The following is a 24,565-nucleotide window of genomic DNA, read 5'->3' as shown; positions in this document are numbered from 1 at the left end:
GGCGCGTGGAGCAGTTCGAGGTGATCGTTGGGGCCGGCACGCTGCGGTCGACGGCCACGGGTGCCGTCCATTTCCCGCACCGGTGGACGCCCGGCGGGGTGAGCGTCGAGGCCCCCTTCACGGGGGCACACCTGTTGCACCTGTCCGCCGCCGGGTGCGTGCTCAACGACATCTACCGCGAGGCGCTCGCGCTCGACCTGCGCATCGACGGCGTACGGGTGTCGGCGGGCGGCGGGTTCGATATGGAGACGTGGGTGTCGTCCGGCATCACGTACCAGGTCGAGGTCGACTCGCCCCTGTCCGCTGAGGACCTCGCACGGCTCCTCGACCGGGTCGACGAGGTCGCCGAGATCCCGCGGGCGATCCGCGCCGGGGCTACCGTCCGGCGGGACCGGCCGTGAACACCGCGACCAGGAAGTCCGAGGCGGGCGTGAAGGGACGCAGATCCCAGGTGCCCAGCAGCAGGTCGGTGCGCAGCTCTGCGGTCGCGGCGTCGGCGAGGAACGCGTCGAACTCGTAGCCGCGGTCCGCCCCGAAGCCGACGACGATGCGGCCGTCGGCGCCCACGTGCGTCCCGAAGCGGCGCAGGATCTCCACCCGGGTGGCCGGCGCCACGAACGTCATCACGTTGCCGGCGCAGACGATCGCGTGGAAGCCGGCGGGGATGCCGAGGCGGGGCAGGTCCAGCTCGCTGAGGTCGCCCACCAGCCAGCGTGACCCGGGATGATCCTCCCGGGCCGCGGCCACCAGCTCGGGGTCCAGATCGACGCCGACGACGTCATGACCGGCCGTGGCCAGGTGGCCCCCCACGCGGCCGGTGCCGCAGCCCGCGTCGAGGATCCGGGCGCCGCGCGGCACCATCGCGTCGATCAGGCGCGCCTCGCCCGCGAGGTCGGCGCCGCGGGCGGCCATGTCCCGGAACCGCTGGACGTACCACTGTGAGTGACCCGGGTCCTCCGCGAGCTTTCGCAGCCAGAGGTTGTCGACGTGCACGATCCCTGAGTCCCTTCCTGACGCGACGACGGACCAACTTATCTTGATCTTCAGGCGCATGTCGAGGGGCCGAGGTCCCGGGCGAAAAGGGCCGAAAGTCCCTAAGGTGACGCGGCGGTGTCGGGTCAGGGTACGGTGCGTTGCGTGCGGATCACCACGAGAAATGCGCGGTTCCAGCAGTGGCAGGCGCTGCTGACGAACCGGAACAAGCGGCAACGGTCCCGTGAGTTCCTCGTGCAGGGGGTCCGGCCCATCAACGTGGCAGTGGAGCACGGCTGGCCGATCCGGACGCTCATCTTCGATATGGGGCGCCCGCTCTCGACGTGGGCGCGGGATCTGCTGCGGACGACCCGCGCGGAGCAGGTCGGCATGGCCCCGGAGCTGCTCGCCGAGCTGAGCGAGAAGAACGAGGAGGTGCCCGAGGTCGTCGCGGTGATGGGGATTCCCGACGACGACCTCGGCCGCATCAAGGTCGGCGGTGACTTCCTCGGCGTGCTGTTCGACCGTCCGACGAGCCCGGGCAACATCGGCACGATCATCCGCTCCGCGGACGCTTTCGGCGCCGACGGTGTCATCGTGACCGGCCACGCCGCCGACATCTACGACAGCAAGTCCGTGCGCGCGAGCACCGGATCCCTCTTCGCCCTGCCTACCGTCCGGGTGCCCACGGCGCAGGAGGTCATGGCCTGGCTCGACGCACACCGGCGTGGCGCGACGCCGGTGCAGGTGGTCGGCACGGACGAGCACGGCGACGTGGACATCTTCGACGCCGATCTGACCGTGCCGACACTGCTGCTCGTGGGCAACGAGACCAAGGGACTGAGTTCCGCGTGGCGCGAGCTGGCCGACCGCATGGTGCGCATCCCCATGGTCGGCAGCGCCAGCTCCCTCAACGCCGCCAGCGCGGCGACCGCGGTGCTCTACGAGGCGGCCCGTCAGCGCATCGCGGCCCGCCGGGAGCTGTGAGCCGCGGGTACCTGCGCGTACCACCACGGTTGATCGCCTCGGGCGCGCCGGCAACTCGGTAAGCTCGCCCATCGGTGTGAAACGTTGAAAGGGGCCACATGAGCGGTGGAACCGGCAAGGTGGTTGTGAACAGGTGCATGTCGCTCGACGGCTTCATCGCCGGTCCCGACGACACCATGGACTGGGTCTTCGACTTCGCCGCTCCGGACGCGCCCTGGCTCGCGGAGATCGCCGCGGCTACGGGAGCCATGCTCGTCGGGCGGCGCACCCACGAGGTCGGCAAGAGGATGCGGGCCGGCGAGGAAGCCGGGTCCGCGGAGAAGGAGGAGGGCTATCCCTTTTCCGGGCCCGTGTTCGTCCTGACCCACGAGCCTCCGGACCCACCAGACCCCGGCGTCACGTTCCTCACCGGTGACCTCGGGGAGGCGGTCGCCACGGCGCTGGACGCGGCGGGCGGCAAGGACCTGGAGATCCTCGGCGCGGACGTGGCCGGCCAGTGCCTGGAGCGGGGCCTTGTCGACGAGATCTCGGTCTACGTGCTTCCGGTTTTGCTCGGCAGCGGTGTCCGGTTCTCGCCCCCGCGCCCCGGCAGGATCGACCTGGAGCCGATCAGCAGCACGCAGGCGGACGCCGTCACCATCCTCAGGTTCCGTGTCGCCAGGTAGCTGATCACGGCGTGCCGTTCGGACAGATTCGGCGGCTGGTCGCTGGTAAAGGCGCCCTGGCGGCCCGCCCGCGGTGTTCGGGCCGCCAGGGCGTCACGAGACTTCCGGTTGGATCAGGAGTTCCAGTACGGAACCCAGACACTCTCGGGGGTGAAGCCGCCGAAGCTCGACAGGCTCGAGTTGGCAGGAACCTGGTACGGGCCGCCGACGCAGTTGTCGTTCATAAACATGGCGGCGCCGCTGTTATGCGTGTTGATTGCCGAGTGCGCGCGGTCACCCCAGCCGTGAGAGACGAGGCTGACGCAGGTTCCGTTCGGGTTGAGCGAGGTGACACTGAACTTCGCGCCGGTGAAGCCGGCGCCCTCGTAGAGACAGAGGGAGCCGGAAGGGCACGTACCGATGCTGGGACCGGCTGAGGCTGCGGTGCCCGTGCCGAACACCACGACCATTGACAGGGCGACGATCGGTAGGACGGAACGCAGACGTCCGAACAGCACATTGACCTCCCCGAGTAGGTCCATTGATGGTAACAAATTTATGCGCTGTGCCAGACATCGCCGTGTGATGCACGTGCCCACGAGGACGCGGCCTTCCCAACCGGACGTCAAAGACGGGCCACTAGAGCGGCGGCCAATGATCGTCGGGCCCGACGTATCGATCGAACAGCGCGATCTCCTCCCGCGTCGGGCGTTCGAACTGGTCGGAGGACCCGAGCAGCACGTCGGAGGCGAGCGCTTCGGCATCCGGGCCACCCCTCGCTCGCACTCGCCGCACGAGCTCGTCGAGAGGAGCGTCCAGGAAGTGGAGCTCCGTCACGGCCCCCTCGCGCACCGCGACCTGCCGGATGCTCTCGCGTTCTTCGCGGGACCAGGAGCCGAACTCGATGACGGTGCTCGCGCCGCAGCGCAGGATCTTGCCCGCGTGCTCCAGCATGCAGTCTTGGAGCTTGAATCGGAACTCGTAGTCCACGAGGCTGATGCCGAGCCCGACGATCCATTCATCCGGGCTCAGGTGCACCGCCTTCGCGCCCTCGACGATCTGCCGCGCGCGGGTCGTCTTTCCAGCTCCGGGCAGTCCGCACACCAGGTAGAGCTTTGCCTCGTTCACGGAGCCATTCTGATCTTCGCCGATGCGACGGGCAAATCGCGGTGACCCGCCACGTGTGACGCTGGGGCGTGATCGTGGACGATGTCGATCTTTGCGGAGTCGCTCGCGGCTGAAGAGCGGCAACTCGTCGCGGCACCGGTGAGTCAGGCGCCGATGCGCACCGACTCGATCCATTCCGGCGGCAGGGGCGGCTCATCGCCGATCAGGCCGGCGATGACCCTCGTCGCGACGGGTTCGTTGGGCCAGGGCGTCTCACCGTCGGTGAGCACCACGACGACGTCGGGTCGTTGGGGCTGGGCCAGCGCGGCCGCGATGCCTTCGCGCATGTCCGTACCGCCGCCGCCGGAGAACTCCAGCTCCTCGGCCCGGGAGATTCGCTGCGCGGTGTGCACGGCCGCGTCGCAGGCCAGGACGGTGACCCGGTTGCCGCGGATGCCGACGCCGCGCAGCACGCCGGCGACCTCGGCGATCGCCTCGGCCAGGTCGTCGTCCGACATGGAGCCGGAGGTGTCCACGACGATCGCCACGGCCGGCACGGGCCGGCGCAGGCTGGGCAGCACCACGGCGGCCTGGCTGGCCGCGCGCCGCGACGGCCGCCGGTACGTGTAGTCGACCGCGCCGCCCGCCCACGCGACCGCCTGGCGGACGCTGCCGGCGAGCACCTGCCGCCAGTCGACCGTCGGCTCCAGGATGTCGTCGGCCCACCGCCGCCAGCCCGCCGGCACGTCGCCGCGGCTCTTCTGGTGTGCGCGGATCGCGTCGGCGGTGACCCGCCGGATCGCGTCGGCCTCGGTCGGGGAGACCGTCGACGCGGCGCGGTCGGCGGGCGGGAGGTCCCACGGCTCGACGCCGCCGTACGCGCCGGAGCCGCACCGCGGGCACGCCGGCTGCGGCGGGATGTCCGGCAGGTAGTGCTCGAACAGCAGGCCCTTGGGCAGGCCGAACGTCGCCGGCCGGATGTGGTCGGCCGGCAGCGGCACCCCGTCGTCGGTCAGGTCGTCGTTGATCTCGCAGTCCTGGGCGAGGTTCACCCGGGCGTGGTCGCCCTGGTACCGCGCGGGCAGCCGCTCGGCGCGGCCGTGGTGGTCGCGCAGCAGGTGCGCCACCTCGTGCAGCCACACCCCGGCGAGTTCGGCGACCGGGGTGCGTTCGACGAACCCGGCGTTGGCGTAGCAGCGCCAGTGCCGGTCCACGGCCATGGTGGGTACGGCCGCCGACGGCACGACCGCCAGCGCGTACAGCGCCGAGGCCAGGTACGGCCGGTCGCCGGCCGCGCGGTAGCGGGCGGCGAGCAGCTTGGTGCGGTCCAACGCGCTCAGCGGGCCAGCGCCCCGGACAGCGCGAGGATGTCGATGAACGCGTCGAGCTGCGGCGGGGCCGGCCAGCGCGGGTCGCGCAGGGCGGCGAGATCCATCGCGGCGCGCGCCGCCACGTCGGGCACCCCCGCGTCGACCGCCTTCGCGAGCACGACCCAGCCGGCGTTCCAGCGTTCCTCGCTCGTGCGGGCCTGCACGGCCGCGACCACCGCGGTCAGGAACGCCAACTGCCGGTCGCCGCGCTCGGGCAGCGCGAACGCCTCCGGGCGGGCCAGCACCCGGTCGGGGTCGGGCAGGTCGAGCTCCTCGGCGAAGGTGAGCAGTTCCAGGCCGGGCCCGTCGCCGATCGCGCCGACCAGGGCCGCGCCGAGCGCCTCCCGGTCGGCGGCGCACGCGTCGGCGAACGTGAGCAGCCGCAGGGCCATCTCCCAGGTGCGCGGCGACGGCCACGAGCGGCCGCGGGCCTGCGCGTCGGCCGGCATGTGGTGAGCCAGGCCGGGCCGGGCGGTGAGGAACCCGGCGACGATCCCGCGCGCGCGGGCCAGTGCGGCGTCCATCCGTTCGGGCCGGATCGCGGGTACGGTCACGGCCGGCCACGTGCCGGCCAGGCCGCGCGCCACGACCCGCGGGTCGTGCGTCCAGTGCAGATGCACGAACCGGTTGGCCAGCGGCGGGCTGAGGTGCCACCCGTCGGCGGCGCTGGCCGGCGGATTCGCGGCCGCCACGATCCGCACCTGGTCGGGCAGGCGCAGGCTGCCGACGCGCCGCTCCAGCACGACCCGCAGCAACGCGGCCTGCACCGCGGGCGGCGCCGAGGACAGCTCGTCAAAGAACAACAACCCTTTTCCGGTACGGGCGACCCGCACCGCCCAGTCGGGAGGCGCCATGGGCACACCCTGGTTGGCCGGGTCCTCGCTGACGATCGGCAGGCCGGAGAAGTCGCTCGGCTCGTGGATGCTCGCGATCACGGTCTCGAGCGGCAGCGTGAGCGCGGCGGCGAGTTGTTCGAGGGTGGCCGACTTGCCGATGCCGGGCTCGCCCCAGAGCAGGACGGGCAGGTTGGCCGCGACGGCGAGTGCGAGCGCGTCGGCCTGGCTGCTCGTGGCCGGCTCGCTGCGCGCCTCGCGGGTGCGCCGCACGAGCACGTCGGCCAGCGCCAACTGGTCTTCGTGGGTCACGGGGTCGTCATTCCTCCTCGACGCCGGCCGCCTTCGCGGCGGCCACCAGGAAGGCGAGGTCGTCGCGACGGGCCTGGACGATCACGTCGAGGACGCTCATTTCGGTGTACTCGTCGGGTTGGGCCGGGTCCGCGCCGGCATCGAGGGTCGCCCGGATGACGGCGAGCGGGGCCATGGTCAGTACCTGCGCCAGCAACGGCGGGCGGCCGTACTCGTCGATGGCGTCCAACGCCACGCCCGCGGCGACGAGCCACGGCACGATCACGGCGGCGTCGGGGGAGCGCAGCAAATGCAGCGTGCTGTCGCCCATGTCGTCGGTCACGGTCGGGTCGGCGCCGGCGTCGAGCATGGCGCGTACGAGAGTGGCCGGGGCGCCGTCGAAGAGGGCGGCCAGGAGCGGGGTGCGGCCCTTGTTGTCGCGGACGTTGATGTCCATGCCGGCGGCGAGCAGCCGGACCAGCAGGCTCTCGTCGTCGATCCTGCCCAGGTGGTGCAGCGGCCCGCGCTGCCACCGGTCGCGGACGCCGGCGGGATCGACACCCAGGTCGAGCAGCCGGGCGAACTCGTCGACATCGCCGTGCGCGAGCGCGGCCAGGGCGTGGGCGCGCAGGTCCCGCAACTGCCGGGGCAGGCGGCCGGTCGCCGAACCCTGCCACGTCTCGGCCACCGTGAAGCAGCCCGGCACCTCGCCGCCGAGCGCCCGCATGACGCGCTCCCGTTGCGCCTCGTCGTCGGTGTGGTCGTGGGCGTGCACGCGCCCGTCGCGCCAGCCGACCCGGTGCCACTGCCCGCGGCAGCGCACCGGCACCGACGCCGGCACGTCCGGTGTGCGCGGGCGGTAGTCCGGGTCGGACTCCTCGGGAAAGAGGGCTGCCCGCACCAACGGATGCACCTCGTGCGTACCGATGTGACCCGTACGCAGCAGTTCGAGGTCCGGCAGGCGCCGCCAGTGGGCGTACGGCAGGTTGGGTAGTCCGTCGGTGTAGGTGGAGGCACGTTCGGCGGTGAGCTGCCCGTCCTGGTCGCGCAGCACCACGCGGGAGGCCCAGCCGAACGACGGGCGCAGCGCGATCGCCGGGGCGCCGGTGCGCGCCAGCATGTGGCGCGCGGCCGGGACGAGGATCGGGACCATGGCGCCGAACGGCTCCGGGAACGCGTGGTCCATCCGGGGCCGGCCCCAACGGGCGGTGGCGGGCGGGAAGTCCGCGCGCACGCCGGCCGCCGTCCACGCCTTTTCGACCTCGCCCGAGTCCTGCAGGGTCGTCACCCGCTCGATCAGCGCGGCCAGGTCGTCGGCCGCTGCCGGGGCGGCCAGCTCGGCTGCCGTGCGGGCCCGCCCGTCGCGGTGGAAGAACGCGGCGCGGTCGCCGCCGACCCGGCGCAGCAGCTCGGCGGTCACCCGGGCGTCCCACAGGTACCGGGCCCGCGACCAGTCGTCCCGGTGGCCGACCATCGGGGGCAAGGGCCCGGCGTGCAGCGGCCCGACGTGCAGTTCCAGCCGCTGCGGTCGCTCCGCGTGCGGGGGCGTGACGACATGCAGCGCGACGCCGTCGGCATAGAAGGCGAGAGGGACACGCTGGGCGGGGGTCAGCAGGCCGAGACCGTCGCGGTCGGCGCGCGACAGGTGCCAACGCACCAGGTCGGGCGCCAGATGGCACAGGTCGTCCTCGACCTGGGCGGCCATCTCGGCGCCGTACCGGTCGCGTACCTCGGCGAGGTCGACCCGCGTGGTGAAGCGGGCGGCGGCCAGGGCGCCCCGCCAGTCGCCCACGGCCCGGCGCGCGGCGGCCTCGGTGACCATGCGCGCCGGCACGGCATTCCGGCGGGCGGCCAACCAGCCGGCGACATTGAGGTCGACGAAGACGCGGCGGGCGTCGCTCATGCCGTCACCTCCGGTTCGCTGCGGCGCTCGCTCATCGGTACACGCTCGCGATGGCCATGATGTCCTCCGGGGCGGGGGTGACGGGGCGCAGCACGGCGGCGGCGGTGCGCTTGAGCCGGCGCGGCACGCCGCTGCCGAGACCGAGCAGCTCCAGGTCGGTGCCGGCGTCGAGGGCGTCGATCAGCAGCCGGGCGCCGCGCCCGGTAACGCCGGTGTGGCGCAGGTCCAGCCGGCGCAGGCCGCTGCCCGGCAGGGCCGTGGCGAGGGCAGCCGCGCCGTCGTCGCCGACCACGTTCGGCTCGGCGGCCAGCGCCAGCGCCGACGGCGGCCGGGCCAGGTCCAGTGTGGACAAGTGGGGAAGTCGGGCGGCCAGGTGGCGCACGCCGACCGGGGTCAGGCCGTTGCCACCCAGGCCGAGGGTCACCCGGCGGTCGTCAACGTCGGCCAGCGCGTCGGCGATCGAGGCGGCGCCGGCATCGCCGAGCCGGCCCGCGTTGAGGTACAACTCGGTGACCCCCGCGTCGCGTAGCAGGGCGGTGAGCAGGTCGCCGGCGTCCGGGCCGAGGCCGTTGCCGCCCAGGTAGAGCCGCTGCACGGGCGTCGCGCGGCCGCGCAGCGCGTCCGCGAGCGCCCGCAGGCCCGCGACCGTCAGGCCGGTGTTGGTCAGGTCGAGCGTCCGCACGGTCGTGTTGGTCGCGAGCGCCTCCGCGACGGCGACCACGCCCGCGTCACCGATCGGGTTGCGCTTGAGCCACAGCGCCCGCACCGTCCGGTCCGTGGCGAGCCGGTCCAGCAGCGGCGCGAGGCCGGGCGCGTCGATGTGGTTGCACCCCAGGTACAGCGTGCGTACCCCATGGTCGTCGCCCAAGGCGTCAGCGAGCGCGGCGACGCCCGCACCGCCCAGGCTGTTGGTGCCCAGCAGCAGGTGCGCGGTGTGCGGCGAGCGTGCCGCGACGGGGATGATCCGGCGCGCGTCGAGCGGGCTCAGCGCCTGCTTGCACAGGTCGAGGCGGCCGTCGGGCTGCAGCGTGCCGCGCGGGAACGTGAGCGCGCCGGGTACGGGCGCCGGGTCGGCCAGCCGCGCCACGAGCGGGTCCAGTTCGCGATCGTGATCCGGGCCGGTGTGGGTCTGCGGGGCGGGGCACCGCACGGGGACGGGCTGGGGGTCGCTCACCAGGGCACCTGCCGATAGTCCTTGAGGAACACGCCGTGCACCGGGTCGCCGTGCACGCCACGCACGATCGGGTCGTACACCCGCGCCGCGCCGTCGATGACGTCCAGCGGCGGCCGGAAGCCGGCCGCCCGTTGCGCCTGCTTGCTCGGGTGGGGCCGCTCGTCGGTGACCCAGCCGGTGTCCACGCTGCACATGTGGATGCCCTCGGCCGCGTACTCGGCGGCGACCGTGCGGGTCAGCATGTTGAGACCGGCCTTCGCCATGTTCGTGTGCGGGTGGCGGTCCGTCTTGGACGGGCGGCTGAAGCTGCCCTCCATGGCCGACACCTGCACCACGTACCGGTCCGGGTGCCCGGCCGCCGCCAGCAGCGGCCGCAGCTGACCGGTGAGCAGGAACGGCACGAACGCGTTGATGACGTGCACCTCGAGCCACTCGCGCGGTGACACGTCGCCGACGCGCAGGGTCCAGCTGTTGACGTCGCGCAGGTCGAGCGGCTGGCCGGTCTCGTCGCGCAGCGTCGCCGGGAACAGGTCGAGCGCCGCCCGGGTCGCCACGGCGTGCCCGGTTGCGGGCGGACCGTCGCCGGTGACCGTCACGGTCGCGGGCAGCCCCAGGCGCGGCGCGCGTTCGGCCGCCCGGACCTCCCGGTGGTATTCCGCCGGCCGCGCGATCGTCTGGGCCGCGTTGTTGACCAGGATGTCCAGCTGCCCCCACCGGTCGCGTACCGTGTCGACCAGGCCGAGCACGCCGGGCAGGTCGAGGAAGTCGACCCCGTGGATCCACAGCCGGTCCAGCCACTGCGGCGCGTCCGACACGGCGGCGAAGCGCCGCGCCGCGTCGTGCGGGAAGCGGGTGGTGACCAGCACGTCCGCGCCGTCGCGGAGCAGCTTCAGAGCCGTGTGAAAGCCGATCTTGATGCGCCCGCCGGTGACGACCGCGCGCCGGCCGGTCAGGTCACAGCGGGCGTGGCGGCGCCGCGCGTTCTCCGCCGCGCACGGCGGGCACAGCATGTGGTACTCCGAGTCGAGCTGCCGGTAGCTGGCCTTGCACACATAGCAGCGCCGCGCCCCGCGCAGCTCGCTGCTGGACCGGTCGGCGTCGGCGTCGTCCGGGTCGGGGATCTCGTCGGTGAAGCGGCGGGCGGTCGCGACGACCGCGCGGTCGTGCTCGCGCCGCTCGTCGCGGCGGCTGGCCTTGGCCTGCTTTTTGCCCGCCCGGTGCGCGTGCTCGACCGCCCGACGGACCTCGGCGAGTGCGGGGTCGGCCGGTTCCTGCGCGACCCTCGCCAACACCTTCAGGCAGGCCGCGATGTCGAGTGCCGACAGCGGCTCCACGCACATCCTTCCGTTGCAACGCGGTGGGGCCGGTCGGATTCGAACCGACGTCCTCCAGCTTGGGTACGGGCGCGACGACCTCTGCGCTACGACCCCACCGCGCGCGAGACATTATCAGCGCGTACTGACGAAACCAACGCGGGTTCCGTTGTTTACAGAACGTACATATGCTGAAAGCAGCATTTAACGGAGGATCTTCGGTGCTGTCGGTCAATGCCAGCACAATCGAGCGAGTTTGAACGGGACGCCGTCCCGGGTACAGGAGTGGTTCGCGACGACTGATGCGGGGGCGCCTGTGAACGCCGACCTGGTCCGATCCATCGCTCCCGCTGCGCCGCGCGCACGGGTTCTTTCTTTGTACGAGGCCTTTTTCGCCGGCGGCGCCCGGGCGTTGCACACCTCCGTCATCCGCGAACTGCACACCAGCGGTTCGCACCGCCATTCCGTGCTGGGGCTCTACCGCGAGGTGCACCGGGAGAGCATGCGCCAGCGGATGAGCGCGGATTCGCGGTACCAGGCGCTGCGGGAGGCGGGCGTCCGGGTGGGCGCGCTGCGCCGCTCCGCCGTGGACGCCAGCCCGTTCACGGAGGCGGAGATGGCGGTGGCGGCACGGCACGCGGCGCGGGCCGATGTGGTCCTGTCCCTCAAGGAGCAGCCGCTGCGCCTGGTCAACCAGTTCGGGTTCCCGGACCGGCCGCTCGTGGTGTGCCTGCACCGGTCCGATCCCGAGCATCAGGGCGGGGCATTGGCCGACCTGCGGTCGGCCGTCGACGCGGGGCGCGTCGCCGCCGTGGTCTGCTGCGCCGAGTCGACCCGGGCCGCCTACCAGGCCGCCGGCATCCCCGGCCGGCTGCTGACCGTGATTCCCAACGGGGTGGACCTCGCGCGGTACCGGCCGGTGCCGGCCCGCCAGCGACGCCGCCTGCGCGGCGCCCTGGGCCTGCCGGCCGCCGCCCCGCTCGTGGTCTTCGCGGCCCGCTACGACGGCATGAAGAACGTGCCGCTGTTCCTGGCGGCGGCGCGCGACTTCCTGGGCCGCAACGACGGCGCGCACGTGCTCATGTGCGGGGCGGGCATGAGCCTGGCCAACACCGCGCTGTGCGTCGACCTGGAGATCGCCTTCGAGGACCGCCCGGACCTGCTGCGCCGGCTGCACACGCTCGGCGTACGCGAGGACATGCCAGCCGTGTACGCGGCCGCCGACGTCGTCGCGCTCACCTCGTCGACCGGCGAGGCCGCGCCCCTGTGCCTCATCGAGGGCATGATGTGCGGGGCCGTTCCGGTCACCACGGACGTGGGCGACTCGGCGTCCATCGTGGCCGGTCACGGCCTCGTCGTCGAGCCGACCCCGGCGGCGGTCAGCGCGGCGTGGGACGAGGCGATAGCCCGCCGACCCCAGTGGACGCCCACGCTGCTGCGCGCGCGGCCCCGGTTCAGCCACACCCGCATGGCGGCCGCGTACGCGTCCGTGATCGAGCAGGTCAGCGCCCCGGCGGCGGTCGGGGTGCGACGGCGCCGCTAGCCGGTCGGACCGGGTTCGGCGGGCCGGCCGAGGCAGCGGGGGTCGGGCGTGGTCGGCGGGCGCGACGGCGCGATCCACTCCAGCGCGGTCTGCTCGACCGGCCAGCCGTGCACGGTGACCACGCTGGCCGGGGCCAGTTCGGGATCCGGGCACAGCGTGCGCGAGCGGACCTCGGCGTTGGGCACGAACCGCACCGACCCGCCGGCCTCCAGCAGGGTGGTCATCTGGTCGTCGACCGTGACGATGGCGCCCAGCAGCACGACGGGGGAGTCCGTCTGCTCCAGCGCGACCGTCGGCAGGACCGGGGCGCGCAGGAAGATCGCGCCGATGAGGAACGGCGACACCAGCGCGGCGACCGTGGCCGGCCAGTGGGTGACCAGGCGGGCGAGCCGCTGCGGCACCGGCCCGGTCAGCAGCGGGGTCAACGCGGGCGGGGCGACGAGCAGGAACGCCGTGGCCCATTCGCCGGCCCGCACCGACTCCCCGATCGCCCCGGCCAGCCACGCGTAGGCCACCACGGCCACGACGACGGGCAGCACCACGCCGTACGCGCGCACCGTGCGCGGCCGGTCGCCGTGGCGCAGCCGCATGGTCAGCGCCAGGATCGACACGGCCAACATCAGCAGTACGGGCAGGAAGCGCATCTGCCAGGTGAGCGCCGCCAGCCCCGCCACGACGAGCACGACCCAGTCGGGCATGCGCCGGCTCACCCGCCACAGCCACGAACGGGCGGCGTCGGCCCGCCCGTCGCTGGCGCGCAGGAGCAGGCCGAGCGCCCGCACCACGAGCACCACCACCGGCAGCATCCACACCAGCGTGATGAGCAGCGCGCTGACCAGCCCCAACGGGTTGACGTACTGCACGAGCAGCAGCATCGTCGTCGTGTCCTGCCGGCTCAGGTACCACAGCCGCAGGACGAGCAGCAGCAGCGGGAACGCGGGCACGAACGTGAACAGCCACTGCCGGTCGCGGGCCGGTGGGGCCGGCGTCTCCACCGTCATCGCGCGCCCGTGCGCTCCCACGGCCACCGCCGGATGCGCACCTGCGGCACGTCCTCGGGCTGGTGGTCGATAGCGACCTGCTGCGGCAGGTTGGCGGCCTGCTCGGGGCGCAGGTACCGGTCGAACGCCTCCTCCCAGCGCTGGTCTCGCGGGTTGTGCAGGGAGTCGTAAAGCGACAGGTTCACCAGCGTCCGCAGCGCCTCGTTGCCGCCCGTGTTCACGCCCCACCGCTCCTCGGCGTCGAGGCCGATGTCGTGGGCCGTGAGCTTCTTCGGCTCGGCGGCCACGAACCCGGCGAGGATGGCGGCATCGGTCGTGACCGCGTCGAACGTGCCCTTGCGCAGGGCATCGACGCACTCGCTGATGCGGTTGCGTCCGGTGACGACCGCCCCGGCCCGCGACGCCGCCGTCTCGGAGGTCGACGTGGCCAGCGTGCAGACGGACCTGCCGCGCAGGTCGTCCAGGGAGGTGACCGTGGGATGGCCGGCCCGGGTCACGACCGACTGCTCGGTGCGCAGGTACGGCGCGGAGAAGCTCACTGACGGCAGCTTCTCCCGCTCCTCGGTGATGCTGTAGCTGGCCACCACGAGGTCGACGTCGACGAACGTGTCGCCGTCGCGGGCCTGCATCTTCGGCCGGTCCTCGGTCTCGATCGGCAGGAACCGCACCTGGTCGCGCTGGAAACCCAGATCGGCCGCGATCATCCGGGCGATGTCGATGTCGAAGCCGGAGAACTCGCCCGTGACCGGGTCGCGCAGGCTCACGCCGGGTGCGTCGTCCTTGACCCCGACGACGAGTTCGCGCTTGCCGGTCAGGCCCGCCTCCTCCAGCAGGGCCTGCTTCGACGGCGGTCCTTTGAGGACGAGGAACGCCACCCCGGCGACCGCCGGCAGCAGCAGCGCCAGCCCCACCGCGACCGCCCTGGCCGCCCGTACCCGCGCGTCGCGGCGGCTGGACCCGTGCCCATTCGTCACGCGCTTCCCCTTCGTGGCCGGTTGGGCCATCGTACGGGGTCGATCAGGTGTTGAGCGGGCGGCGGGCGACCGTCAGGACGTGGGTGGCCGGCCAGTCGATCCGGCTGCCGTCCAGCCGTGTGATCGAGGCGACCGGCGCGACGCGGTTGTCGATGATCCAGTCGTTGCGCCACGCGTGCGAGGCGGGGTCGATGTCGAACCCGACGTCGGTGAGCAGCGCCTTCCAGTCGGCGAACTCCAGGCCGCAGAACTGTTCCTGCCGTTCCGAGAGCCAGTTGTCCGTGTAGTCCTTGTGGGTCAGGAACTCCATGGCGTCGCCGAGGCTGATCTCGACGGCGTCGTCGGCCGGCTCGTAGGTGAGTGGGAAGGCGAAGTCCACGGCGAACTGGTCGAGCCGGGCGCGGGTGGACAGGCCGGCCGCGTGGGCCGCCGCCTCGGCCGGGGACAGTTGGGCCAGGTCGCGGCGCGGCGCCGCCGGATTGTCGCCGTCCGCGTTCGTCAACGTCAGGCGTACGGCGCCGTCGCGCCCGTCCGGGCCGCAGACGTCGCTGTTGATCCACACCCCGCCGGGGACGGTGTGGTCGTAGATGGCCTGGACGAAGCGGCGCAGCGAGTCCAGCTGGCCGCCGTAGGACCAGATCTCATGCGTCAGCGCGAACGTCAGGGTGGTGTCGACCGACCGGGGTTCGAACACGGCACCGCCGAGCACGTTGCGCCGGTAGAAGTACACGTTGGGGTTGCCGAACGCGCCCTGGGCCTTCTTGTGCACGCACTCCTCGTACAGGTGGCGGGCGATCTCGACACCGATCAGGTCGCTCTCGCGCAGTCCGGGGTCGCGGTCGGCCAACTCCAGCACGGCGCCGGCGCCGCAGCCGATGTCGACGATGCGGCCCGGCCGCACGTACGGCCGCACCAGGTCCCACTTGCGCGCCGCCCCGGCGGCGAACGCCTCCATGTACGTGCGGTAGTCGCGCGTCGCGGTCAGCCCGCCCTCGTCGCCCACCACGGGGTCGTTCACGACCGTACGCACGGCGTCGACCAGCTGGTACCGCTCGAAGACGTCGACCGTGGCCGGGTGCGCCAGCTCCCGCCACGTCCCGTCACCGGCCGCCAGCCGCAGCAGCACGTCCCACGGGCGCTGCGGCTCACTATCGTTGGCCGGATCGGCCTCCACCTCGGCGATCCGGAAGCCCAGCTTCTCGTACAGGGCCGCCACCTCGGGCGTCGAGCACGCCACGACGGTGTCGTCCGGCGTCAGGTCGAGCCCGGTGGCCACGGCGATGCTCTTCAGCGTGACCTCGGCGAACCGGTCGGTCGGCGCGGTGTCGAAGATCGGTACGACGACCGAGCGCAGGCCCGCCAGGAGGCTGAACCGCTCGATGGCCGCCTCGCGCCGGTGGTACGGGACGGGGTTGCGCCGGGTGTTCTCGTGGTTGGCGGAGGTGACCGCCCACACGACCGTGCCGCCGGCCGCGAGGCCGCCGAGGTACTCGGCCTGGAACCGGGTGAGCAGGTGGTGGCGGCCGGGGAAGAGCACGTAGCGGTTCATCGTGGTCGTTGATACCACGGCGGTGATCCTGCCGGTGAACTGCCGGTCAACTGCCTGGCCGCCGCCCGCGCCAGGCCCCAGGATCGTCACCATGAGCGAGCTGCGCGGCGACGACCACGAGCGGATCTCTCCGATCCGGATCGCCGACCTCGCCGAGGTCCGCCGCTACATCGGCGCGATCAACTTCGGCCCGCTCAAGGAGCGCCTCACCGGGACGGACGGGTGGAGCCGCGCCCGTGCCGACTACTGCGAGCGACTGTACAAAAACTGGTTGTACCTGCGGCGCCGTTACGAGGGCGAACTGTTGCCGCCGCACGCGGACATCGACGACTTCTGGCATGGCCACATCCTCGACACGTACGCGTACTTCGAGCACTGCGACCGGATCTTCGGCTACTACCTGCACCACTTCCCGTACGTCGGTACGGGCGGCGCGGCCGACCGGCAGAACCTCGCCGACGCGTGGCTGCGCACGCAGGAGCGTTACCGCGCCGAGTTCGGCGAGTACATCCACGACTTCCACACACTGAGCGAAGCCGCCTGATCCTCGACACACTGTGGTACTCGTAAGTGCGTTTTGCGGGTACGACGTGGCGAGGGGTGCGCGGTGTTCGGCGAGATGGCGGCGGCGCACCGGCGCCGGCTCGGCCTCACCCAGGAGGACCTGGCCGCCGCGACCGGGCTGAGCGTGCGCAGCATCCGCGACCTGGAGGCCGGCCGGGTCGTGCAGCCCCGCCCGTCCACCGTACGGCTGCTCGCCGACGCGTACGGGCTGGCCGACGCCGAGCGGGCCGCCTTCGTCCGGGCCGCCCAGCCCGGCCCGCCGCCCGGCGCCCAGCCGCGCCAGCTGCCGCTCGGCGTACCGCGGTTCGTGGGCCGCGACGACCAGCTCGCCGCGCTCGACGCGGCCCTCGACGACCCGGCCGGCGTGGCCGTCGTCGCCGTGTCCGGGATGGCCGGCGTGGGCAAGACCGCCCTGGCGCTGCACTGGGCGCACCGGGTGGCCGGCCGGTTCCCCGACGGCCACCTCTACGTGAACCTGCGCGGCTTCGACGAGGCGGCCGCGATCCTGGAGCCGGCGGACGTCCTGCGTGGCTTTCTTGAGGCGCTCGGCGTGCCGCCCGCGCGGATCCCGGTCAGCGCGCAGGCCCGGGTCGGGCTCTACCGCAGCCTGTTGGCGCCGCGGCGGATGCTCGTCGTGCTGGACAACGCGCGCGACTCCGAGCACGTGCGCCCCCTCATGCCCGGCACGGGAGCGTGCGTGGTCGTGGTCACCAGCCGCGACAAGCTGAGCGACCTCGTCGCCGTCGAGTGCGCCCGGCCGCTGACCCTCGACGTGCTCACCGTGGCGGAGTCGCGGAGCCTGCTCGCGGCCCGGTTGGGCGCGCAGCGGCTGGCCGCCGAACCCGACGCGGTCGGCGCCATCGTGGCCGCCACCGGCCAGCTGCCGCTCGCGCTGTCGATCGTCGCGGCCCGGGTGGCCGTGCACCCCGGCTTCGCGCTCGACGCCGTGGCCGCCGAGCTGGGCTCCGCGCAGGCGCGCCTCGACGCGCTCGCCGACGGCAACGTGCGGCGGGCCTTCTCCTGGTCGTACCTGGCGTCGAGCCCGGCCGCCGCGCGGCTGTTCCGGCTGCTGGGGCTGCACCCGGGCCCGGACGTCACGGCGGACGCCGCCGCCGCGCTGGCCGGGGTGTCCGTGACCGAGGTCGCTCCGCTGCTGCGGGAACTCACCCGGCTGCACCTGCTGGCCCAGCAGGCACCCGGCCGCTACGACTGCCACGACCTGCTGCGCACGTACGCCACGGAGCTGGCCGACTCCGTGGAGAGCGCCGCCGACCGGCGGGCGGCCCGGCACCGGCTGTTCGACCACTACCTGCACACCGCGTTCCCGGCGGCCGTGACCCTCCAGCCACAGTGGACCGCGTTCGACCCGGTCGCGCCTTTGCAGGGCAACGCCAGCCGGCCGGCTACCGGCCACGACGCGGCCCTGGCGTTCTTCGCGGCCGAGCACGCGATGCTGCTGCGCGTGGTACGGCTGGCTGCCGACACGGGCTTCGACGCGTACGCGTGGCAACTGGCCTGGACCCTGACCACCTTCTACGCGCCCCGCGGGCTGTGGCAGGCCCAGCTCGCCGCCCAGGAGGTCGCCCTCGCGGCGGCCGAGCGCGCGGGCTCCGTGATCGGCCAGGCCATCGCGAACCGGCTGCTCAGTCGCGCCGCCACCCGGCTCGGGCAGCACAGCCTCGCCGAACAGCGGCTGCGCCGCGCCCTGGAGCTGCACGAACGGCTCGGCGACCACACCGGCCAGGCCCAGACGCTGCACAACTACGCCGAGCTGTGCTACATCCTCGGCCGCCCCGAGGAGGGCCTCGAACACGGCCGCGCCGCCCTGGACCTGTACCGGCTCGCCGGCAACCGGGCGGGCGAGGCGCGCACGCTCAACGCGGTCGGCTGGCTGTGCGCGGCGACCGGCGACTACCGGCAGGCCATCGAGAGCTGCACGGACGCGCTCGCCCGCCAACGGGAGCTCGGCGACAGAAACGGCCAGGCAGCGACGCTGGACAGCCTCGGGTACGCGTACGACAAGCTGGGTGAGCACGGCCGGGCGGCCTCGTGCTTCGAGGAGGCCGTCCGCATGTTCCGCGAGTCCGCCGACCGCTACCACGAGGCGGAAACCCTCGTGCGGCTCGGCGAGGCACGCGAGGCGCTGGCCGACCTGCCGGCCGCGGCGCGCGCCTGGCGGCAGGCGGCGGAGATCTTCGACGACCTGGGCGACCCGGCGGGCGACGACGCCCGTCGCCGACTCGCCCGCCTACCCCTCGCGGAGTGAACCCGCGCGCGCCAGCCGCGCTCCGCCCTACGGTCGCCGCGACCGGCACTCCTGGCCGTCGGTGGTGGTGGGGAGGGTCGGTCAGCCGATGTCGCGGCGGCGGAAGCCGTAGAAGCCGGCCGCGCCGATGACGACCGCCGCGCCGATCAGCGCGAGCAGGGGCGGGGCCGCGAAGGCCTCCCGGGGGTACTGCGGGGTGTGGGTGAACGGGGACGCGTTCGTGAGCCACCCGGGCAGGTCCACGACGTCGCCGAAGATCATGACGAAGGCGCAGAAGCCGACCACGACCCAGGCCACGGCGGCCGCCGCCCGGGGCAGCCAGCCGAACCCGGCGACCGCCACGGCGACGGTCGCCCACACGGCGGGCACGTAGATCAGCGCGATGCCCATGACGCGCGGGATCTGGCCGGGGTCGTCGATGCTCGCCGCGTACGTGAGGCCCTCGCCCAGGCCCGCGGCGGCGAGGCTGACCACGGTGCCCACCATGGCGATGCCGACGTGGCTGGCCAGCCACGACCAGCGGCTCGTGGGGGTGGCGAGGAGGGGTTCGGCGCGGCCGGCCGTCTCCTCGCCGCGCGCCCGCAGGGTGCTGGTCACGCCGTACGCGGTGGCGAGCAGGGCGGCGAACAGGACGCTGAACGCCAGGTACGAGTCGACGATCGTCTCCACACCGCCGGGGAAGAAGTCGCCGACCTCCGGGTTGTCGACGATGAACTGCTCGATCGAGTTGGCGAACGTGCCGTACGCGGCGCCGAGCACGAACAGGCCGATCGTCCAGCCGATCAGCGAGCCCCGCTGCAGCCGCCAGGCCAGGCCGAGCGGCGAACCCAGCGACCTCGCCGCGGCCGCCGGCCCCGGCCGGGTGCGGATGAACCCGGCGCCGAAGTCGCGCCGTTCCATGAGCGTCATCGCGAGCGTCACGAGCCCGGCCGTCGCGAGCGCCGGCAGCAGCAGCGGCCACCACCGGTTCTCGACGTACGGCAGGGTCTGCTGACCCCAGCCGATCGGCGACAGCCACGACAGCGCCTCCGTGCCCGCGTCGCCGGCCGCCCGCAGCAGGTAGGCCAGGCCGAGGGCGCCGCCGACGGCCGCGTACACCGCGCGGGGATTCTCGAAGATCTGGGCGGCGACGGCGGCGAGCCCGGCGAACGTGACGCCCACCCCGGCCAGGGCCAGCGCGAGCAGCGCGCTGCCGGCGACCGGCAGGCCGGTCAGCGACGTGGCGGCGAAGACCACCACGGCCACGGCCGCGTTGGCCAGCCCGGCGAGGGTCAGCGCGGCGACCAGTGTCGCGTGCCGGCCCACGCACGAGGAGCGGATCAGCTCGGCACGGCCGGTCTCCTCATCGGTACGGGTGTGGCGGCCGATCATGAACATGCTCATCAGGGCGACGACCACGGCCGCGTACGAGAAGATCTCGAAGACCACCTCGCCGCCGATGGTCGCGAGCAGCTCCTCGGGGCCGCTCATCGCGAGCATCGCAGGGTTCGCGCCCAGGGTCTGGCGCAGCCGGGCGAGCTTCTCCGGGGTGTCGTAGAGGCTCTGGCTGCCCACCGACTGGTAGCCCACGAGGAACGCGATACCGGCCAGCCACCAGGGCAGGCCGCGCCGCTCGCGGCGGAGCATGAAGCGCAACAGGGCGCCGGTTCCCGTTGTGGTGCCTGCCATGCCGCCTCCCCGTTCCGTTCCCCTGGGACGCTACCGCCGCGCCCCGACAGTGGGAAAGACCGCGGGTCCAACGGCCCGGCCCGTCCGGTCGCATCGACCCTGTCCGGCACCCGGCCGGTGCGGCAAGGTCGAGTCATGACCACAGGAACGCGGCAGCCGGTGCACGGCTGGGCCGTCGCGCACGACGGCGAGCCGGGCCCGCTACTGCGGGAGTGCCTGGAGGCCGCGGTCCTGGCGCCGTCCATTTTCAACACCCAGCCCTGGCGCTTCCGGCCGACGTCCGCGGGGGTCGATGTGCTCGCCGACCGCGGCCGCCGCGTCGGCGTCATCGACGAGTACGGGCGGGAGCTGCTCATCAGCGTGGGCGCGGCGGTGTTCAACCTGCGCGTGGCCATGCTCGCGCGCGGTCGCCAGGCCGTACTGAGCCTGTTGCCGGACGGCCCCCACGCGGAGCGTGTCGCGTGCGTACGCGCGGGCGCCCGGGTCGCCGGGTCGGACACCGTGGCGGCTCTCGCCCGCGCCATCCCGCGCCGGCGCACCAACCGGCGGCCCTTCGCCGACGTGCCGGTGGAACGCTGGATGATCGACGAGCTGGTGCGGGCGGCCGAGGCCGAGGGCGCCGAGCTGACCGTGGCCGACCTCGACGCCCGGGGCGCCGTGCTCGAGGTCGTCCGGTTCGCGGAGCGGCGGTGGCGGGCCCAGCCGAACTACCTCGCGGCGCTGGAGTGGTGGACCCGCTGCGACATCGGCCGGTTGGACGGTGTGCCGCCGGAGGCGTACGGGCCGTGGAGTGCGGCGGAACGCATGCCGCTGCGCGACTTCGGCCTGGTGCACCCCCTGCGCAAACGTGCGGTGGAACGGTTCGAGGACACGTCCACGATCGCGGTCCTCAGCACCCGCACGGATGGTCCGGAGGCGTGGTTGCGCGGCGGTCAGGCCCTGGAGCGGGTGCTCCTGACGGCCACCGTGCGCGGGTTGGCGACCACGCCGCTCACGCAGCCGCTGGAGATCCCGGCGCTGCGCGCGCTGGTCTGCGGGCCGGGCACAACCCGCCACCCGCAGGCCATCATCCGGATCGGGTACGGCCCGCCGTGCGCACCGTCGCCCCGCCGCCCGCTGGCCGAGGTGCTGCTCCGGTGAGCGGTGCGGTCCGCCGTCAGCCATTGTCAACGAGCGCACGCCGAGGCACCTGGTCGCCGGGGGGCCGTGTTGCATCATTCGTTCCACAGCGGTTCCACAGAATGTCCATGCCGCTGCCGTGACGCAACCGCCCCGACCGCGACGAAGCCGTCAATTGGCCGGCCGTGACCGCCCCGTCCAACGGCGCTACAGCGACCGGTCCGTCGTCAGGCGCTCACCCCAACGCCGCGCCGCGCGGGAGCCACGTGCCCGGGCCGAAGGCCGCTGACAAGCGGGCCGAATGTCCCGCATGGACCGTCGGCTTGACCCTGATCAGCCACCGTCGCGCGGCGCACCCTGGAACCGACGAGAGGAACGAGGAGGTACGCCATGAGCTACGCCAACGTCGTGGTCGGCGTCGACGGTTCCGAGCACGGTCGCGCCGCGTTGCGGTGGGCGGCCAGGGAGGCCGCCCTGCGCGGCATCGAACTGCATGTGGTGCACACGTACGACTGGCGGGTGCCGGGTGGGCTGACGCAGGTCGGCGGCTCCTTCGCCGACGCGCTGCGGAAGGCCGCCGAGGACCTGACCCACGTGGCGGTGGCGGAGGCGAGCGCGGCGGCGCCCGGGGTCCGGGTGCGCGGCTCGGCCGTACTGGGCTCGGCCGCGTCGATCCTGTCGGCCACCGCCCTGCCTGACACGCTGACGGTACTGGGCAACCGGGGCCGCGGCGGCTTCGCCAGCCTGCTGCTCGGCTCGGTGAGTCAGCAGGTCGCCACGCACGCGTCCGGGCACGTCGTCGTCGTGCGCGGCCGTACCGACATCGCGGGCGGTCCGGTCGTGGTCGGGGTCGACAACTCGCCCGGGTCGGAGTCCGCGCTCGGTGTCGCGTTCGACGTGGCCGCCGCCCGCGGCGTGCCACTGGTCGCGGTGCGCGCGTACACGCCGGGCGGTCCGGGTGCCGGGCCGGTCATCGCCACGTACGACTACCGCCACGACGACGAGTACCGGGCGGCGGCCGAGCAGGTGGATCCGTGGCGCGAGAAGTACCCGGATGTCGCGGCCGAGATCATGGCGGTTGCGGGGCACCCGGCACAGGTGCTCACCGACGCGGCCCGCACGGCGCAGCTCGTGGTGGTCGGCACGCGTGGTCACGGCGGGGTGACCGGCCTGCTGCTCGGGTCGGTCGGGCTGAGCCTGCTGCACCACGCGGACGCCCCGGTGCTCATCGCGCGCGGCGACGGCTGAGCCCTCGCCGCCCCTGGGCGGCGCATGCTGAGGGAAAGGACAAGGAGGTCCCGATGAAGCGAAGGACCCTGGGCATGCTGGGCGTCGCTGGCGCGGCGGTCGCGGCCGGCGCGCTCGCCGCCGCGACCTGCCCGCGCGGCTTGCGTCGCAGGTGCCTGCACTGGGGCGCCTCGGCCGAGGAGGTCGCCCGCGCGATTCCCGGCGAGGAGATGATGGACGGCGCCGATCTGGTGTCCACGCGCGCGATCACCATCAACGCGGCGCCGGAGCGCATCTGGCCGTGGCTGGTGCAGATGGGTAGCGGGCGCGGCGGCGCGTACAGCTACGACTGGATCGAGAACCTGTTCGGCCTGGACATGCACAGCGCCGACGAGATCCTGCCGCGGTTCCAGCAGCTGTCGCTGGGCGACGAGCTGCCGCTGGGGGAGCGGGCGCCGGCGATGCGCGTGGCCGTCCTGCGGCCCAACGAGGTGCTGGGCCTGCGGTCGACCGACGGCAACTGGCTGTGGCTGTTCGCCCTGTACCCCGTGGGGGCCGGGACGCGGCTGGTGAGCCGCAACGTCATCACGCTGCCGCCGATGGGCCGCGCCGGCCGGCTGGCCTGGCGGTGGGTGATGGAACCGGGCAGCCTGGTGATGGAGCGCAAGATGCTGCTGGGCATCAAGGCGCGCGCCGAGCGAGCGCCGGTCGCGCCGCAGCTCGTGGCGACGTAGCCGGCCGGTGCGGTGGCCGCCCTCGTCCTGGAGTTCCCGCCGGAACCCCGGCGCGGGCGGCCCCTCGGCCTACGCCATCGCGCGCTGCTTGAGCTGCGCGAACTCCTCGGCCGTGAGCTTGCCCTCGGCGTGCAGCCGGGCCAGTTTGTCGATCTCGTCGGCGGCTGAGTAGCCAGCCGCGCGCCGCTGCTGTTCCTGCAACTCCGTCAGCATGCGCTTGTCCTGCTCGGTCATCTTCGGCCGGACGATCATGTAGATCAGGATGCCGAGGAGCGGCAGAACCACGAGGAGGACGATCCAGCCCGCCTTGGCCCAGCCGGAAAGGTCCTCGCGGCGGAAGATGTCGGCGAACGCCGCGATGAACATCCAGATGAAGAGGAACCAGAAGAAGAAGGCGAGCATCGTCAGCAGTACGTCGCCGAAGTCCCAGTCCACGATGGCCTCCTCGCCGCGCGGTAGTGTGCCTTCAATCTAGCCCTAAACGGGACATTGTCTGCCGGTTTCGTCATTACCGCCTATGCGCCGAGGATGCGCGCCTTCTGGGCCTCGAACTCGGCCTCGCTGAGGACGCCCTGCGCCTTGAGGTCGGCCAACTGCCGCAGCTGGGCGATCGTGGCGTCCATGTCGGGCGCCGCCGCCTGCGACTGGTACGTGGCCTGCTGCTGGTACGCGGACGGGTCCGGTGCGGACTGTTCCTGTTGGGCCCACCGGCCGGCCTGGCGGCGCGAGACCCGGTTGGACACGGCCGTGGCGGTGCCGGCGACGACCGCTGTGCGCGCGACCCCTCGGATGAGTCCTGGCATGGCGAACCTCCCTGATCAGACCTCAGTGGCTTCGAGCGCCGCGAGGACCGCCTGCACCGGGATCCGGCCGCCGGCGACGAGCTGCGCGCCGCCGCGGCGCAGGGCGGAGGCCAGCGGCGCCGCCCACGTGTTCTCGTAGACGAGGATCGCGGCGGAGCTGCCGGCCTCGAGCGCGGTGCCGGCCTCGTCGATGTCGTCCTGCTGGAGCAGGCCGGAGGAGGCGCCTTCGAAAACGGCGAGGTCCAGTGTGCCGTCCCCGTCGAAGTCGGCGATCTGTGCGCCCTCGACGGAGCCGTCGAGGTTCTTCTTCACGAACAGCAGGTCCAGCACGCGGATGATGCCCCGGTCGACCAGGTCGACGAGCAGGGGGAGTCCCTCGCCGGTCATCCGGCTGCCGGGGAACTCGATCACCAGGAAGTCGATCGGTCCCATGCCGTCTGCATCAGCCATGGCGACAATTTATCTCAATTCGGGCACCGTCGGGGGAATGCGGTGGAAGCCGGGTCTGGTGCGGGCCGCCGCC

24 protein-coding genes and 1 tRNA gene are annotated in these 24,565 nt (G+C 73.1%); 9 read left to right on the top strand and 16 right to left on the bottom strand.

Annotated features, from left to right (window positions below; genetic code table 11):
• Positions 1–5 precede the first annotated feature (5 nt).
• Positions 6–401 (top strand): OsmC family protein, encoded by a 396-nt coding sequence (locus ABD191_RS02605; RefSeq protein WP_344076323.1) that lies wholly within the window; start codon positions 6–8, stop codon positions 399–401.
• Here ABD191_RS02605 and ABD191_RS02600 read toward each other — a convergent pair.
• Positions 376–912, bottom strand: coding sequence for a class I SAM-dependent methyltransferase (locus ABD191_RS02600; protein ID WP_344076773.1), 537 nt, complete (start codon positions 910–912; stop codon positions 376–378). The two genes, ABD191_RS02605 and ABD191_RS02600, sit on opposite strands and share 26 nt — an antisense overlap.
• A 216-nt stretch (positions 913–1,128) precedes the next feature.
• Here ABD191_RS02600 and ABD191_RS02595 point away from each other — a divergent pair, with 216 nt between their 5' ends.
• Together ABD191_RS02595 and ABD191_RS02590 are read left to right on the top strand one after the other, a co-directional pair.
• Positions 1,129–1,959 carry a TrmH family RNA methyltransferase gene (locus tag ABD191_RS02595; protein WP_344076771.1) on the top strand — a complete coding sequence of 277 codons (831 nt, stop codon included), beginning with the start codon at positions 1,129–1,131 and terminating at the stop codon, positions 1,957–1,959.
• 98 nt (positions 1,960–2,057) lie between these two features.
• Positions 2,058–2,624: a dihydrofolate reductase family protein gene (locus tag ABD191_RS02590; protein WP_344076321.1), complete on the top strand. Its 567-nt coding sequence runs from the start codon at positions 2,058–2,060 to the stop codon at positions 2,622–2,624.
• A gap of 113 nt (positions 2,625–2,737) precedes the next feature.
• Here the strand turns inward: ABD191_RS02590 and ABD191_RS02585 are convergent, their stop codons facing one another.
• The 8 genes from ABD191_RS02585 to ABD191_RS02550 form a co-directional block, all read right to left on the bottom strand.
• A complete protein-coding gene (locus ABD191_RS02585; RefSeq protein ID WP_344076319.1) occupies positions 2,738–3,121 on the bottom strand; it encodes a peptidase inhibitor family I36 protein in 384 nt (127 codons plus the stop codon).
• 121 nt (positions 3,122–3,242) lie between these two features.
• Positions 3,243–3,731, bottom strand: coding sequence for a P-loop nucleotide/nucleoside kinase family protein (locus ABD191_RS02580; RefSeq protein WP_344076315.1), 489 nt, complete (start codon positions 3,729–3,731; stop codon positions 3,243–3,245).
• A 143-nt stretch (positions 3,732–3,874) separates the two neighbouring features.
• Positions 3,875–5,041: a vWA domain-containing protein gene (locus ABD191_RS02575; protein ID WP_344076313.1), complete on the bottom strand. Its 1,167-nt coding sequence runs from the start codon at positions 5,039–5,041 to the stop codon at positions 3,875–3,877.
• 5 nt (positions 5,042–5,046) lie between these two features.
• Complete coding sequence (locus ABD191_RS02570) at positions 5,047–6,225, bottom strand: AAA family ATPase (protein ID WP_425560640.1); 1,179 nt, start codon at positions 6,223–6,225, stop codon at positions 5,047–5,049.
• A 7-nt stretch (positions 6,226–6,232) separates the two neighbouring features.
• On the bottom strand, positions 6,233–8,107 hold the full coding sequence (locus tag ABD191_RS02565) for an ankyrin repeat domain-containing protein (protein WP_344076310.1): 1,875 nt from the start codon (positions 8,105–8,107) through the stop codon (positions 6,233–6,235).
• A 31-nt stretch (positions 8,108–8,138) separates the two neighbouring features.
• On the bottom strand, positions 8,139–9,281 hold the full coding sequence (locus ABD191_RS02560) for a leucine-rich repeat domain-containing protein (RefSeq protein ID WP_344076308.1): 1,143 nt from the start codon (positions 9,279–9,281) through the stop codon (positions 8,139–8,141).
• Complete coding sequence (locus ABD191_RS02555; RefSeq protein ID WP_344076306.1) at positions 9,278–10,615, bottom strand: SDR family NAD(P)-dependent oxidoreductase; 1,338 nt, start codon at positions 10,613–10,615, stop codon at positions 9,278–9,280. The genes ABD191_RS02560 and ABD191_RS02555 overlap by 4 nt, the downstream gene beginning before the upstream one ends.
• A 24-nt stretch (positions 10,616–10,639) precedes the next feature.
• Positions 10,640–10,711: transfer RNA gene (locus tag ABD191_RS02550), tRNA-OTHER, on the bottom strand.
• Positions 10,712–10,970: 259 nt separating this feature from the next.
• On the opposite strand from ABD191_RS02550, the gene ABD191_RS02545 reads away from it, so the two are divergent.
• Positions 10,971–12,137 (top strand): glycosyltransferase, encoded by a 1,167-nt coding sequence (locus ABD191_RS02545; protein WP_344076304.1) that lies wholly within the window; start codon positions 10,971–10,973, stop codon positions 12,135–12,137.
• On the opposite strand, the gene ABD191_RS02540 is transcribed toward ABD191_RS02545, so the two are convergent.
• The 3 genes from ABD191_RS02540 to ABD191_RS02530 are packed head-to-tail and all read right to left on the bottom strand — an operon-like array spanning position 12,134 to position 15,754.
• Positions 12,134–13,138 carry a hypothetical protein gene (locus tag ABD191_RS02540; protein ID WP_344076302.1) on the bottom strand — a complete coding sequence of 335 codons (1,005 nt, stop codon included), beginning with the start codon at positions 13,136–13,138 and terminating at the stop codon, positions 12,134–12,136. The genes ABD191_RS02545 and ABD191_RS02540 overlap by 4 nt on opposite strands.
• Positions 13,135–14,112, bottom strand: coding sequence for a transporter substrate-binding domain-containing protein (locus ABD191_RS02535; protein ID WP_344076300.1), 978 nt, complete (start codon positions 14,110–14,112; stop codon positions 13,135–13,137). The genes ABD191_RS02540 and ABD191_RS02535 overlap by 4 nt, the downstream gene beginning before the upstream one ends.
• A 43-nt stretch (positions 14,113–14,155) precedes the next feature.
• Complete coding sequence (locus ABD191_RS02530; protein ID WP_344076298.1) at positions 14,156–15,754, bottom strand: class I SAM-dependent methyltransferase; 1,599 nt, start codon at positions 15,752–15,754, stop codon at positions 14,156–14,158.
• Between ABD191_RS02530 and ABD191_RS02525 the strand changes: the two genes are divergently transcribed.
• The gene (locus tag ABD191_RS02525; RefSeq protein WP_344076296.1) at positions 15,753–16,205 is read left to right on the top strand and encodes a glycine-rich domain-containing protein; all 453 of its coding nucleotides are present in this window, start codon (positions 15,753–15,755) and stop codon (positions 16,203–16,205) included. The two genes, ABD191_RS02530 and ABD191_RS02525, sit on opposite strands and share 2 nt — an antisense overlap.
• A gap of 63 nt (positions 16,206–16,268) precedes the next feature.
• Positions 16,269–18,491 (top strand): ATP-binding protein, encoded by a 2,223-nt coding sequence (locus ABD191_RS02520; protein WP_344076294.1) that lies wholly within the window; start codon positions 16,269–16,271, stop codon positions 18,489–18,491.
• 81 nt (positions 18,492–18,572) lie between these two features.
• Here ABD191_RS02520 and ABD191_RS02515 read toward each other — a convergent pair whose 3' ends face one another.
• On the bottom strand, positions 18,573–20,159 hold the full coding sequence (locus tag ABD191_RS02515; protein ID WP_344076292.1) for an ABC transporter permease: 1,587 nt from the start codon (positions 20,157–20,159) through the stop codon (positions 18,573–18,575).
• Positions 20,160–20,294: 135 nt separating this feature from the next.
• On the opposite strand from ABD191_RS02515, the gene ABD191_RS02510 reads away from it, so the two are divergent.
• From ABD191_RS02510 to ABD191_RS02500, 3 genes are all read left to right on the top strand, one after another.
• Positions 20,295–21,299 (top strand): Acg family FMN-binding oxidoreductase, encoded by a 1,005-nt coding sequence (locus ABD191_RS02510; RefSeq protein WP_344076290.1) that lies wholly within the window; start codon positions 20,295–20,297, stop codon positions 21,297–21,299.
• 369 nt (positions 21,300–21,668) lie between these two features.
• Positions 21,669–22,526 (top strand): universal stress protein, encoded by an 858-nt coding sequence (locus tag ABD191_RS02505; RefSeq protein WP_344076288.1) that lies wholly within the window; start codon positions 21,669–21,671, stop codon positions 22,524–22,526.
• Positions 22,527–22,579: 53 nt separating this feature from the next.
• Positions 22,580–23,239 (top strand): SRPBCC family protein, encoded by a 660-nt coding sequence (locus ABD191_RS02500; RefSeq protein WP_344076286.1) that lies wholly within the window; start codon positions 22,580–22,582, stop codon positions 23,237–23,239.
• Positions 23,240–23,308: 69 nt separating this feature from the next.
• Here ABD191_RS02500 and ABD191_RS02495 read toward each other — a convergent pair whose 3' ends face one another.
• The 3 genes from ABD191_RS02495 to ABD191_RS02485 form a co-directional block, all read right to left on the bottom strand.
• The gene (locus tag ABD191_RS02495) at positions 23,309–23,674 is read right to left on the bottom strand and encodes a PLDc N-terminal domain-containing protein (protein ID WP_344076284.1); all 366 of its coding nucleotides are present in this window, start codon (positions 23,672–23,674) and stop codon (positions 23,309–23,311) included.
• Between the two features lie 80 nt (positions 23,675–23,754).
• The gene (locus ABD191_RS02490; protein WP_344076282.1) at positions 23,755–24,042 is read right to left on the bottom strand and encodes an SHOCT domain-containing protein; all 288 of its coding nucleotides are present in this window, start codon (positions 24,040–24,042) and stop codon (positions 23,755–23,757) included.
• A gap of 15 nt (positions 24,043–24,057) precedes the next feature.
• Positions 24,058–24,492, bottom strand: coding sequence for a DUF6325 family protein (locus ABD191_RS02485; RefSeq protein WP_344076280.1), 435 nt, complete (start codon positions 24,490–24,492; stop codon positions 24,058–24,060).
• Between the last annotated feature and the right edge of the window lie 73 nt (positions 24,493–24,565).

The organism is Luedemannella helvata (assembly GCF_039528415.1).
Taxonomy (GTDB): domain Bacteria; phylum Actinomycetota; class Actinomycetes; order Mycobacteriales; family Micromonosporaceae; genus Luedemannella; species Luedemannella helvata.
This window is presented reverse-complemented; position numbering and strand designations above follow the sequence as displayed.

Bases quoted from the DNA above. Each gene is read 5' to 3' on its own strand.
- ABD191_RS02600 (WP_344076773.1), bottom strand. From the start codon at position 912: ATGGCCGCCCGCGGCGCCGACCTCGCGGGCGAGGCGCGCCTGATCGAC.
- ABD191_RS02590 (WP_344076321.1), top strand. From the start codon at position 2,058: ATGAGCGGTGGAACCGGCAAGGTGGTTGTGAACAGGTGCATGTCGCTC.
- ABD191_RS02565 (WP_344076310.1), bottom strand. From the start codon at position 8,107: ATGAGCGACGCCCGCCGCGTCTTCGTCGACCTCAATGTCGCCGGCTGG.
- ABD191_RS02540 (WP_344076302.1), bottom strand. From the start codon at position 13,138: ATGACGGTGGAGACGCCGGCCCCACCGGCCCGCGACCGGCAGTGGCTG.
- ABD191_RS02525 (WP_344076296.1), top strand. From the start codon at position 15,753: ATGAGCGAGCTGCGCGGCGACGACCACGAGCGGATCTCTCCGATCCGG.
- ABD191_RS02530 (WP_344076298.1), bottom strand. From the start codon at position 15,754: ATGGTGACGATCCTGGGGCCTGGCGCGGGCGGCGGCCAGGCAGTTGAC.
- ABD191_RS02515 (WP_344076292.1), bottom strand. From the start codon at position 20,159: ATGGCAGGCACCACAACGGGAACCGGCGCCCTGTTGCGCTTCATGCTC.
- ABD191_RS02510 (WP_344076290.1), top strand. From the start codon at position 20,295: ATGACCACAGGAACGCGGCAGCCGGTGCACGGCTGGGCCGTCGCGCAC.
- ABD191_RS02505 (WP_344076288.1), top strand. From the start codon at position 21,669: ATGAGCTACGCCAACGTCGTGGTCGGCGTCGACGGTTCCGAGCACGGT.
- ABD191_RS02500 (WP_344076286.1), top strand. From the start codon at position 22,580: ATGAAGCGAAGGACCCTGGGCATGCTGGGCGTCGCTGGCGCGGCGGTC.
- ABD191_RS02490 (WP_344076282.1), bottom strand. From the start codon at position 24,042: ATGCCAGGACTCATCCGAGGGGTCGCGCGCACAGCGGTCGTCGCCGGC.
- ABD191_RS02485 (WP_344076280.1), bottom strand. From the start codon at position 24,492: ATGGCTGATGCAGACGGCATGGGACCGATCGACTTCCTGGTGATCGAG.